Source organism: Marinobacter sp. NP-4(2019), assembly GCF_003994855.1.
Lineage (GTDB): Bacteria > Pseudomonadota > Gammaproteobacteria > Pseudomonadales > Oleiphilaceae > Marinobacter.
In genome coordinates, this window is sequence record NZ_CP034142.1 from 639484 (window position 1) to 651763 (window position 12280).

Genomic DNA, 12280 nt, shown 5'->3' on the forward strand with positions numbered 1-12280 from the left:
TACCGGGATGTTCGAGTTGATCAGCAACTTTAACGCCATCAAGACGTCGATGTTGGTGGATAAGGAGAAGGACCGCCCGCTTGAGCTGGATAGTATTTCCGGTGCGGTGCTGCGGCGTTGTGAGCTTCTGGGGGGCGAGGCGCCGTATACTGCGACAGTGGATGCGCTATTGCGGCAGTCCTATATGTGAACATAGGGTTGGTTGATTGTCCCCTGTTCGGAAAGCAAAAAGCCCACATGAAGTGGGCTTTTTATAAAATATGGCCCGCCCGTCAGGATAGACTCAGATCGCCTTGTGGGCGATCTTCGGGGCTTCGCCCCGTCGTCGCTATGCTCCGACGCCCAAACGGCTGGCGCCGTTTGTCGAACCCAGGTTCTCATCAAAGCTAACGGTCAAACCGTCTTTCACAAAAAAGCCCCGCACATGTCGGGGCTCCTTTGTGAAAGATGGCCCGCCCGTCAGGATTCGAACCTGAGACCCCTCCGGAGGGCAGGTAGTTAAACGGCACCAACTGGCCGGCCACGGTCTAAATCGGTTTAACTCGTTGATTTATAGGGAAGTGTTTTGGGTGGCGCAATGCGGCTTAGAACGAATAAGCCCACATAATGCCAAAAAGTTTGGGCACAAAGTGAGAATTTCAGATTCCTTGAAAATGACCATTGGTTAGCCCCAATAGATGGGGAGCACAGTGGTCGGCCGGCCCCAAATAATACCATTAATCTCACCTTGAAATGCTGGTCCAATAGAATGTCGGATTTGTCGGTGGTCATGCGAGTTCAGCCGCTTGAGAAATGCCATACTCTAATACCATTAGACTCGCTGATTTGCTGACTAGAAGGTATGACGATCTCCAACTCCATAGAGAACTACCTGCACGCTATCCCAGATGCCAGCGTGTTCACACGAAATGATATCGCCCATCATCTTGGGGTGGACGAGAATCGAGTGTCTCGAGCCCTTCAGCGTTTGGCGAAAAAAGGGGAAGTACATTACATCAGTCATGGCTTATGGCAACGGCCAAAGCTCACTAGATTTGGTCCCGTGTCGGCCTCTCCGGAGAAAGTTGTTGCAGCGATAGAGAGGAACCGAGATGTTTTCATTGTTCCTTGTGGGGCGAAAATCCTGAATGAAATTGGAGCATCAACCCAAGTGCCGATGAAGTATCGGTTTCTGTCGACCAGGCCAATTCGGGCCATTAAGCTGGGAAAAATAAACATCGAGTTCGAATACAGCACAGCTTTCGCTTCAGCATGCATTGGCCTAACCAGCTTGCCGGAAGCAGAAAGACGTATGGTTGCCGGTTTATGGGGCGCCTTTGTTTACGCGGGGCGAAAGGATGCAGAGCGGCAGGCTACCGCTTTCAGAAGAGCATTCGGTACCTTGTCATTATGCGGGCAGGAGCATCTTTTGAGTCGCTTCTCAGGAAGACTGAGTTGGGCCCAAACATTACTGAAGGGGCCCGCAGAGAAAACCCACGAGTCGTAAGATGCCTCGCACCTTACAGCCCAGAATCCACAATTTGCCCAGTGCCCTGCGAGGAGCGGAAATGAACACAGAGGACTTTGAAAAGCTCCAGGCCCAAGCATATGCGGAGGTACTGGAGTTGTTTTCATATGATGCCAACGAAGTCGATAAGTGGCTTTTAGAAAGGGTCCGTGGCCTGAACTACATGACCCCGAAAGAAGCCTTGCAGAGTGAGGAAGGCATTTCGAAGCTGAGAACATTGATAGGTAGGCTTCAGCATGGAATACCGACCTAGCTCAGTTCTTTAATAGTAGTTGTCTGTAGCAGCAACTTCTCATTTTGGCCTAACAGAGCAACCCAGTATTTGGCAACTAGTTGGCAATCCCTGGATCTCCGGGCTTCGACAAGGCTTGGGAATTTCTACGTGTACCTAACTACCCCTCTGGTTTGAGACATCCTGCCATGGGCGAGCTGCAGGACACTCTCAGAAGGTGTGGGACTTACATGGAGCGGGGAGAACTCCTAGGTGCACCTACCAACGCGGCAGTCCATATCAGACTTTCCCCATTCCCTTGGAGGCATCTTTGAGACTTCGGTCAAAAAGGTCTGATCTACACCCAATCCTTGATCCTGCTGCCTACCAAGTCTACCGCCTCATAATCTGACCGAAGAATAAGCATTGTCAGTTGAGCTTTAAGTGCGCTTAACGAAGTGTCATACGAGCGAACCTTCCACCGCCACCAGCCGACAAAATATAGCTACGCCAATTTCTGGTTTCTGGAACTCATGCCGTAAAAAACTCAAGAAAAACGGTGACCTCTATCTTGTTGAAATTCATAGGTTATTTTAATTGCCTTTGCGAAATCCTTAGAAATGCAAGTAAAAATGCTCTAAAAACCAAGTAAAAACCATTGATCCTATGAGTGCTTGTGCTTAGTATCAGTTTCGGAGGTTTTACCTCAACTCGTTTTCTAAATTCAGTCGGATGGAGAACAAAAACAATGTCCTTACATAAAAGGCCAACGGGCGGTGAGCAACCGTCCACGCTTGGTGCCTTGAAGCTCCGCATACCCTTCGTGCACTACAAAGTGGAGATACCGGATATTCTGCAAGGTGCGATTTTATGCGTTGTACCTTTGAGTATCACTGCGTTGATGACTTCAGTTCTTGGTATTCCGTTCGAGATTGCGGTTGCCTTTGTACTGCTCAATAACATGCTTTATTTGGTCCATTCGCATTTTGGTGACCCGTCAGTGGCAGGTTGGATTACTGCGGGCATACCTCTATACATCGCCTTTTTGAGTGCCTATCCAGAGGGGGAAGCCAGAATATTGGCGTTAATTGCATTGCAGTTAACTGTGGCCGTCATTTTCCTCGGATTGGGGGTCTTCAAAGGTGCCGATGCGTTGGTGCGAAAGATGCCCATGTCACTCAAAGCCGGCATTTTGATTGGCGCTGGCATTTCTGCCGTGATGGGCGAGTTTGCTGCCGATGGACGCGTCTGGACTATGCCTATCACCATCTTGACTGGCGCAGTTCTTGGCTTCTTTATGTTGTTTTCTGAAACTGCAAGCCCCCTGCGGGCCCGTTATGGTGTCTTCAGGTTTGTCGCGCAGTACGGAATCGCCGTTCCATTCCTGATTTCCTATGTGTTTGGCATCATCATCGGCGAGGTTGACGCGCCTGTCATCGAGTGGGGCTTCACTACTATTCCATTCGGTACCATTCTTCAGGACTACAGCATTTTTGGTCTTGGCATGCCTCCGCTGCAGTACTTCATTGACGCCATCCCGTTGGCGCTGGCTGCTTACATTATTGCCTTCGGAGATATCCTCGTAGTGGATTCTCTGTTCAAAAACGCAGACGGCGTGCGAAAGGACGAAAAGCTCGTATTCAGCCCAAGACGCAACAGCATTATCGTGGGAATACGCAACTTTTTGCACGCTATCTTTGCGCCCTTTATCAGCCTCTCCGGCCCTGCCTGGACTGGCGGTCAGGCTCTGGTTATCAACCGTTACATGAACAATCCTCGCTCCGCGATGGACAGTTATTGGGGCGGCGCCACCAGTCTGTACTGGGGCATGACGATCGCGATTGTGTTTGTGCCTGTGGTCACGCTGTTTAAGCCCGGACTCAATATTGGCATGGCACTTACTCTCCTGATCCAGGGCTACCTGTGCGGTTACCTGGCGATTGAAATGTTGGATCGCCAGACGAATCTCGAGCGGGGCGTTGCCGTTATCGTCGGGTCTGTTTTGGCAGTCAAGGGCGCAGCCTGGGGGCTAGGTGTTGGCCTTGTCTTGTGGTTCTTCCTGGAAAAGAACTGGTTTGCTGAAGCCTATGAGGCGACACATCACGATGAAGATAATTCTTCCGATGATGCCGTGGCTGAACGAAGTTAAGTCGGCAAATCACAGAGAACAAAAAGAGGTTAACAAGAATGGATAATATGTTTGAGCTTGGGCTCGACAAAGTAGAGGCGAATCATACTCCGCTGACACCAATAACGTTCATCGAAAGAACAGCGTTGGCGCATCCTATGAGAACCGCCGTGATTCACGGCGATATTCGGAGATCCTGGTCAGAAACATACCTGCGCTGTCTCAAAATGGCTTCTGCGCTAAGGAAACTGGGGGTTAGGAAAGGAGATACAGTGGCAGCGCTTTTGCCAAATATTCCTGAAATGCTCGAACTTCACTTTGCGGTGCCGATGATCGGCGCCGTGCTTAACGCCCAGAATACTCGTCTTGACTCAAAGACTATGACATTCATGCTTAATCATGGCCGGGCGAAGGTGTTTTTCACGGACAAGGAATATAGTGATCGCTCCAGTGAAGCTCTTGCTGGCTGCGACGCAAAGCCCATCGTTGTCGACGTTGATGATCCTAACTTCGAGGGTGGGGAACTGATAGGCAGGTTAACTTATGAAGAGCTGCTCGCCTCAGGCGATGATGATTTTGCCTGGGAGATGCCTGACGATGAATGGCAAGCGATCGCTTTAAATTATACCTCGGGAACCACGGGTAACCCTAAAGGTGTTGTATACCATCATCGCGGTGCACACCTGAACGCACTGAGTAATGTGATTGGTTTTGGCCTAACGTCGGGAGCAACCTATCTTTGGACGTTGCCGATGTTCCATTGCAATGGCTGGTGTTATCCCTGGGCCGTGACGGCTGCTGCGGGAACTCATGTTTGTTTGCGCTCCCCGCAACCTGAACCTGTTTTCGATGCTATTGCAGCGCATGGAGTGACGCACTTTTGTGCTGCGCCAGTAGTGCTCAATATGTTGATTAATGCGCCTGAAGACTGCAGAAAACCGTTCAGCCAAAAAGTAACTGCGGCGACAGGCGGCGCAGCGCCTCCTGCTGCCACTATTGAAGCGATGGAAGCTCTCGGAATCAATGTCGTTCACTTGTATGGGCTCACGGAGACCTACGGTCCCAGTCTGATCTGCGAATTCCAGGATGAATGGGCCTCTCTTAATAGCAAGGAAAAAGCGGTCAAAATGGCAAGGCAGGGCATTCTCTCTCTTTCCATGGCCGATATGATGGTGGCAGACCCCAATACGATGGAGCCGGTCCCGCGTGACGGGGTATCGATTGGCGAGCTCTTCATCAGAGGCAATTCGGTGATGAAAGGTTACCTCAATAATCCGGAGGAGACCTCGAAGGCTCTTAAAGGCGGATGGTTCCACACGGGCGATTTGGGTGTGTGGCATTCGGACGGTTACGCAGAAATCAAGGATCGTTCGAAGGATATTATTATTTCCGGCGGTGAAAACATTTCAACGCTTGAGGTAGAGAGCACTCTATATGATCACCCGGCGGTACTGGAGGCGGCGGTTGTGGCTGCGCCTGACGACCATTGGGGAGAAATACCATGTGCTTTTATCACCCTCAAAGCCGACAGCAACGGTTTGACTGAAGATGACATCGTGACTCATTGCAGAGCCAATCTCGCCGGCTTCAAGGTACCGAAAAGGGTAATTTTTGCAGATGAACTACCGAAGACCTCGACGGGCAAGCTGCAAAAGCACATTCTGAGAGGACAGCTGACAGCATAGACTAAATGCGATCTGACTTGTGACAGTTTCCCCGGCTTATGTCGGGGTTTTTTATGCCCGCTTTTTTGCTTAGAGGGATTGATGTTGTGCGATGTCAGAAGGGCTATTCGATTCCTTATGAGGAAGCGGCTCCCGTGTTATGGGTATAAAAAAGCCCGGCATTTGCCAGGCAAAAAGGGGAGGGTATAGATCAAATAGCGAAACCTCCGAGTTTTGTTTCGAGATACTCTTCAATTCCTTCTTGTGCACCTTCACGACCCAAGCCGCTGTTTTTCAACCCACCGAAAGGTGCGGCTGCGCTAGTCGGGTTAATGTCATTGATGCCAATGATGCCGAAATCCAATGCCTCAAAAGCCCGCATTGCGGTTCCTATATCGTTACTGTAAATATAGGCCGCCAATCCGTACTCAGTGTCATTAGCCATAGCAATGACATCTTTCTCGGAGCGGTAGGTGATGACGGGAGCGATTGGGCCAAAAGTCTCCTCCCTGTAAATTCTCATAGGCTCTGTGACGCCAGAAAGGACCGTCGGCGCGTAGAAATAGCCGCCCGATAGCCCTTTTTCAGTCAGGCGCTGGCCGCCAGTATGAACTTTCGCACCGCGAGAAATGGCGTCTTTTACTTGGCCATCGACCTTCCCAACCGCCAGTTCGTTGATTAAAGGTCCGATTCCTATGCCGTTTTCCAATCCATTGCCGGCCTTGAGCCGGCTGGCACGGCTGGTTAGCTCTTGGATAAAGGGCTCGGCATGATCCTCATGCACAAAAATCCGGTTGGGGCTTATGCATGCCTGGCCAGTATTTAAGAACTTTACGAGAGATAAGCCTTTTGCCGCATGAACCGGGTCGGCATCTGGAAATACGATAGCCGGAGCGTGGCCACCTAGCTCCATGGAAACCCGCTTCATGTTCGTTGCCGCTAGCCCATTCAACTCTTTACCAACCTGCGTGGAGCCGGTAAAGGTCAGTTTGCGTACTCTTGGGTCAGTGCAAAAAACTTCACCCACACGAGATGGGTTTTGCACGGTGAGCAGGTTAATTACTCCCGGGGGGAACCCCGCTTCGTCGAAGATCTCCATCATAGCCCTAGCGCAAAGAGGTGTGCTTTCGGCGGGCTTAAGAATGACCGTGCAGCCTGCCGCCAAGGCCGGAGCAAGCTTGCGCGTGATCATCGAAATTGGATAATTCCAGGGGGTAATAGCTCCAACGACTCCCACGGGAGACTTGTGTACCAAAAAGCGCTGATTTTCTCGGGCAGATGGGATGATCTGGCCATACATTCGCTTCGCCTCCTCAGCGAACCAAAGTAGAAAATCAGCCCCGTATTGCACTTCATTGAGAGAGGCCTTAAGAGGCTTTCCTTGTTCTCGAGTCATCAGCTCAGCTAGCTGGCTTTTTTGACGAACCATTAACTCCCAAGCTCGATAAAGTAGCTCAGATCGTTGGTACGCGGTCGTTTTTTTCCAGTCGGCAAAAGCGATGTCAGCGGCCGCAACGGCCGCTTCGATATCATGTTCATTGGCGTCTGGAACTCTTCCTATAACTTCGCCCGTCGCAGGGTTTGTTACAGCGAAGTCGGAATTTCCTGCCTTCCATTTTCCATCGATATACATGAGGGTTTACCTTCGGTCTTTATTAGAATTCACTTTCCGGTAGAGCCATCACAGCCTCTTCGCCAGAACGTAATGCGATGAGGTGGCCGGAGCAGCGAGGTAAAATGTGATCCATAAAGAAGTTGGTAATAGCCCGTTTATTTTCAGCGAACGAATCCTGCTCGCCGCAATGCTCTTCGGCGGCGATTGCTGATTTAACCATCAACCAACCTGCCGTAACGATCGAGCTCAACATAAGATAATCGAATGCAACTGCGCCGACGAATTGATCTTCCTCGCCACGCTCGAGGACAACTTGTGTCGCTTCCTCCAAACAAGCTACAGCTTGATCAAAGCGTGCTTGGCGTTCAGCACTCAACACAGAATGAGCGTTAGCCGACGTCGTGAGCATGTGCATATCTTCAATTAGCTCCGCCATAGCTTGGCCCTTACTGCGAACGGTTTTTCGGCCGATAAGATCAAGGGCCTGTATGCCGTTGGTGCCCTCGTAAATCGGCAGAATTCGAGCGTCTCGATAGTGTTGCGCGACACCGGTTTCTTCAATGAAACCCATTCCGCCATGGCATTGAATACCCAGAGACGTTACTTCCTGGGCGATCTCAGTACACCAGCCTTTTACTAGTGGAGTAAACAGGTCTGCACGTCGCTGGTAGCGGGCTCGAATCTCCTCTGGCAAATCCTTGGCTGAGGCGAAGTCTACGGCGACACAGCCTGTATAGGCCAATGCTCGAGCTGCTTCCGTAAGCGTCCTCATAGTCATGAGCATCCTGCGCACATCCGGGTGTCTGATGAGCTTGGAGGGGCCGCTTTCACCAGGAGCTGTACCTTGGGTACGCTCAAAAACATAGTCGCGGGTTTGTTGATAGGTTCGCTCAGATATCGAGACACCTTGCAGGCCAACCGTGAGGCGAGCGTTATTCATCATGGTGAACATGCACGCCAGTCCGCGGTTTTCCTCTCCTACCAGGTATCCAATAGCGCCTTCCTCATCTCCGAAACTCATGACACAAGTCGGACTCGCATGAATACCTAGCTTGTGCTCAAGAGACACAGCACGGCAGTCGTTTCTGGAGCCGATATCACCCGAAGAAGTTATTAGGTATTTGGGAACCGCAAAGAGGGATATTCCTTTTACGCCCGGTGGCGCATCCGGTAGTCGGGCTAGCACAAGATGGATGATATTCTCCGCCATGTCGTGCTCACCCCACGTGATGTAAATCTTTTGCCCTTTTATCCTGTAAGCATCGCCTTCTGGCCGAGCCTGAGTCCGTATGCCGGATAAGTCAGAACCCGATTGAGGCTCGGTAAGATTCATGGTCCCAGTCCACTGCCCTGAGATCATTTTGGGTAACAGCAGCTCCTTGAGGGTATCGGACGCGTTCTCCGACAGTGCTTCAACGGCTCCTTGTGATAACAAAGGACAGAGCCCCCACGCCATGTTCGCGGCATGCCACATTTCCTGAACAGGAATAGCCAGGGAAAAAGGCAGGCCTTGACCACCAAATTCCGTTTCAAACTGAAGGCTTGCCCAGCCACCCTCTGCGTATTGCTGATAGGCCTCACGAAACCCGCTAGGTGTGGCAACGTTATAGTCACCGTCGAGGCGAACGCCGGTTCGGTCCCCAATAGCATTCGTGGGAGCAATGGCTGAAGAGGAGAACTTGGCTGCCTCTTCAAGAATCGCCGACACAAGATCATCTGACGCGTCTTCATAGCCACAGGCCTTTGTCATCTCGGAGAATCCGGCGACATGTTTGAGTGTAAAGGCCATTTCACGGGTAGGTGCTCTGTAATCTGTCATGATCTGTCCCCTTAGCTCATGTACTGTCCGCCGTTTACAGACAGGTTGGTGCCGGTCACGAAACCTGCTTCATCGGCAGTCAAGAATGCAACAGCTCTGGCAATATCTTCTGGTTGCCCAAGCCGGCCGACGGGAATACCTTCGACAATACTGTCGAGAACCTTTTCCGGGACTTTGCGGACCATGGGAGTGTCGATATATCCGGGAGATACTGCATTCGCAGTTACGCCCTTCCGCGCGCCTTCAAGAGCTATTGATTTAGTGAATCCATAAATACCTGCTTTTGTCGCGGCATAGTTCGACTGTCCAAACTGGCCTTTCTCACCGTTCAGCGAGGAAATGTTTACGATTCGGCCGAACCCTCGTTGGCACATTCCCTCGAATACCTGATGACACATGTTGAACATCGAAGTCAGATTGACGTTTACAACCTGGTTCCATTGTTCAGGTTGCATCTTTTTGAGTGGGGCATCGTTAGTGATGCCGGCGTTGTTGACGAGAATGTCGACGGGGCCGTGATTTTCTGTGACTTTTGTTATGAAAGACTCGCAGCTTTCGAAACTTGTGACATCCAACGGGTAAATGGCTGTCTCATAGCCTTCTTCCAGCATGGTTGCTTGCCATTTTTGCCCCTCTTCGGTCGAGCGTGTGTCTGGCAGGTGAGATGCGATGACAGCACGCCCCTGGCTGATCAGGGCTTTACACATGCTGCTTCCAAGTCCGCCAATAGCGCCAGTTACAACAGCTACACGAGTACTCATAGGTTTCTCCTTTTTCTGTCTTTTGGTTACTTAAGTAATTTCTTCACAGCCGGCGATTTGGAAATTACGCCCTCTGAGGTGTATTGCTGGCTGCGGTATTCGATTTTTGGAAGCTCGTACAGGTAGTTCACCATCAAGCCACCAGATTGCTCGAGGCCTTTTTGAGAGGTGTCAGCCATCCAGTTCAGCCGAGCAACCTGAGCGCCGTTGCTCAGGTGAAAATGTGCGACAGGATCCATTGCGCGCTCTTTATCCTTCCTGCAAAGGCAGAGATAGGATGCGGCCAGTTTTTGCAGTGCGTCCTGTTTTGTTTGAAGAGATTCATTTGCTTCAATGATGGAAGGCACACGTGGAGGAGCAAGACTCAGCCACTGTTCTCCGCCGGGGAGATCACACAGCTCGGCGGGAGTGCAGTTTTCCAGCCACTTTACGAACCCGGGGATAGGGGATAGCGTTGCGAACTGTTTTAGCTGGGAGAATTCTTCACTGAGTCTTTTAACAACCTCCTTAATGAGAAAGTTGCCAAAGCTGATGCCTGAGAGACCTTTTTGGGCGTTAGAGATTGAGTAAAAAATGGCTGTGTCAGCGGTCTCAATATCCTGCGTCGGAGCATCCTCATCCAGCAGCTTCTGGACATTGCCGGCAAGGCCGTTAACCAGTGCAACTTCCACAAATATCAGAGGCTCTTCCGGCATATTCGGGTGGATGAATGCGAAGCAGCGCCTGTCCGAATCCAGTCGATTTTTCAAGTCGCTCCAGCTTTGAATCGCATGAACCGCCTCGTAGGCGATCAGCTTTTCCAAAATGGCAGCGCTGGAGTTCCAATTGATTTCTTCCAGTTGCAGTAAGCCAACATCGAACCAAGCTCCGAGGAGCTCTTTCAAATCCGTTTCGAGCGGTTTGAGTGCGGGATAGTCTTTGCAGAATGTGAGTAGTTCGCTTCGCATGTCGACGAGAAATTTTACGCCCGAAGGCACGCCGTTAAATTGCTTTAGAAGTGTCGTGCGACTTGGCTCAAGAGATTTTCTCAGTCGCTGGGCTGCGCGAGTTTTTTCGTTAGGATTGGCCACCTGCCATTGTTTGATGCCTTCTTCAACATCGCTCTCGTTTACACCGTATTGCTCTGCTAACAGCCCGAGAAATCTGACTTTGCCGGTCTGAGAAAGTTTTAAGTAGGCGCGGCCGAGAAGCGCTGCGCGATGACGAGCCTCTACTTGGCCGCCGTTTTCGGCCAGGCAGTTATCAATCCACTCTTTCACTGTCGCCAAGTCGGCGTCGGGCATATCTTCGGCAATGTTCATGATGTCCGCCCCGCGCCGACCGACAGCATCCATGCCTCCAGGCACAAGTTTCTTAAAAGCCCTCTCAAAGATATTGATTGGTTGAGTTTGCATGCCGCGTTTCCCCTTGATTTAGGCGGTTTCGTCTTTGTTGTTTGAAGGAAGGCTATCAGAGCAATCTCGAAAAACCAAGTAAAAATACTTGGTTTAGAGGATGGAAACCATTAGTGTATAAAACTCATGGATCAAGTTTAGGAGTATAGATATGCAAGAACTACATGGGTACTATCTGGAGGATCTGGAAGTTGGCATGGAGGCGTTCTACGCCAAAACGATCACGGACGCGGACGTGACCTTGTTTGCTGGAATCAGCGGCGACGACAATCCAGTCCATATCAACGATGAATATGCCAAAACGACTGTCTTCAAGGAGAGGATCGTCCACGGCATGTTCAGCGCAGCGCTAATTTCTGCCGTACTCGGCACCCGACTACCTGGACCTGGAGCTATCTACATTGATCAACAGATCAGCTTCAAAGCTCCTGTGCACATAGGAGACACGGTCGTTGCAAAGGCAAAAATTGTTGAAATCAATCAAGAGCGCCGACGGGTGAAGCTGGAGACCACTTGTAAGGTTGGCGATACGGTTGTCGCCGAGGGGGTCGCAACAAACATGGTCGACCGCCGCCCAGCCTAATGCGGAGAGTTAGTTATGCTACTGGAAAAAGAAAAGTCCTTTTTGGCGCTCATTGATGTTCAGGCTCGGCTTTTGCCCGGAGTTCATGAGCACGAACGACTGGTCAAAAACTGTAATTGGCTGGTACGTCTAGCGCATCTTATGGATGTGCCTGCAATTGGTTCTGAACAATATCCTGATGGTCTTGGGCATACAGAAGAGGGGCTGCGTGAGCTTGTGGGCGAAGCCAATATTCATGGCAAGACCTGTTTTTCGAGTATAGATGACCCTGGATTCTATCAATCTCTCAAGGCTTACGATCGCGAACAAGTGGTGGTCTGCGGCATGGAATCCCAAGCCTGCGTAATGCAATCTGCCATGAGAATGCACGAGGAAGGTTTGGAGGTGTTCGTTGTTGCAGATGCCATTTCTGCTCGAGATCCTTTCGATACTGAGATTTCGTTGCGCCGTATGGAACAGGCCGGGATCAGACTGGTGACGCGAGAAATGGTTGGTTTCGAATGGCTGCGCCGTTCCGACGCATCCCAATTCAAGGCTTTCAGCAAGGAATTCCTGCAATAATGAGGATCGGCCCTCAGCCGTTTTTGGTCGGGGGCCA

At 50.8% G+C, this 12280-nt stretch carries 11 protein-coding genes; 7 read left to right on the forward strand and 4 right to left on the reverse strand.

Going from position 1 to position 12280, the window contains the following annotated elements; translation table 11 throughout:
- The first annotated feature begins 7 nt into the window (after nt 1–7).
- The 5 genes from EHN06_RS02835 to EHN06_RS02855 all read left to right on the forward strand — a co-directional run bounded on the left by EHN06_RS02835 (nt 8) and on the right by EHN06_RS02855 (nt 5531).
- Complete coding sequence (locus EHN06_RS02835) at nt 8–190, forward strand: ketopantoate reductase family protein (protein ID WP_228257400.1); 183 nt, start codon at nt 8–10, stop codon at nt 188–190.
- Between the two features lie 651 nt (nt 191–841).
- The gene (locus EHN06_RS02840; protein WP_127330006.1) at nt 842–1486 is read left to right on the forward strand and encodes a DUF6088 family protein; all 645 of its coding nucleotides are present in this window, start codon (nt 842–844) and stop codon (nt 1484–1486) included.
- A gap of 61 nt (nt 1487–1547) precedes the next feature.
- Complete coding sequence (locus EHN06_RS02845; RefSeq protein WP_164735580.1) at nt 1548–1760, forward strand: antitoxin Xre/MbcA/ParS toxin-binding domain-containing protein; 213 nt, start codon at nt 1548–1550, stop codon at nt 1758–1760.
- A gap of 706 nt (nt 1761–2466) precedes the next feature.
- The gene (locus EHN06_RS02850; RefSeq protein ID WP_206075717.1) at nt 2467–3867 is read left to right on the forward strand and encodes a hypothetical protein; all 1401 of its coding nucleotides are present in this window, start codon (nt 2467–2469) and stop codon (nt 3865–3867) included.
- A gap of 38 nt (nt 3868–3905) precedes the next feature.
- Nucleotides 3906–5531, forward strand: a complete 1626-nt coding sequence (locus EHN06_RS02855; RefSeq protein ID WP_127330010.1) for an AMP-binding protein — start codon at nt 3906–3908, stop codon at nt 5529–5531.
- Between the two features lie 190 nt (nt 5532–5721).
- On the opposite strand, the gene EHN06_RS02860 is transcribed toward EHN06_RS02855, so the two are convergent.
- Genes EHN06_RS02860 through EHN06_RS02875 form a run of 4 tightly spaced genes read right to left on the reverse strand, consistent with a single transcriptional unit; the run spans nt 5722 to nt 11099 of the window.
- On the reverse strand, nt 5722–7143 hold the full coding sequence (locus tag EHN06_RS02860) for an NAD-dependent succinate-semialdehyde dehydrogenase (RefSeq protein WP_127330012.1): 1422 nt from the start codon (nt 7141–7143) through the stop codon (nt 5722–5724).
- Between the two features lie 22 nt (nt 7144–7165).
- A complete protein-coding gene (locus EHN06_RS02865; RefSeq protein ID WP_127330014.1) occupies nt 7166–8944 on the reverse strand; it encodes an acyl-CoA dehydrogenase in 1779 nt (592 codons plus the stop codon).
- Between the two features lie 11 nt (nt 8945–8955).
- On the reverse strand, nt 8956–9705 hold the full coding sequence (phbB, locus tag EHN06_RS02870) for an acetoacetyl-CoA reductase (protein WP_127330016.1): 750 nt from the start codon (nt 9703–9705) through the stop codon (nt 8956–8958).
- A 26-nt stretch (nt 9706–9731) separates the two neighbouring features.
- Complete coding sequence (locus EHN06_RS02875) at nt 9732–11099, reverse strand: malonyl-CoA decarboxylase (protein ID WP_127330018.1); 1368 nt, start codon at nt 11097–11099, stop codon at nt 9732–9734.
- Between the two features lie 151 nt (nt 11100–11250).
- Between EHN06_RS02875 and EHN06_RS02880 the strand changes: the two genes are divergently transcribed.
- Together EHN06_RS02880 and EHN06_RS02885 are read left to right on the forward strand one after the other, a co-directional pair.
- Nucleotides 11251–11682, forward strand: a complete 432-nt coding sequence (locus tag EHN06_RS02880) for a MaoC family dehydratase (RefSeq protein WP_127330020.1) — start codon at nt 11251–11253, stop codon at nt 11680–11682.
- A 15-nt stretch (nt 11683–11697) separates the two neighbouring features.
- Nucleotides 11698–12243, forward strand: a complete 546-nt coding sequence (locus EHN06_RS02885) for a hydrolase (RefSeq protein WP_127330022.1) — start codon at nt 11698–11700, stop codon at nt 12241–12243.
- Nucleotides 12244–12280 lie beyond the last annotated feature (37 nt).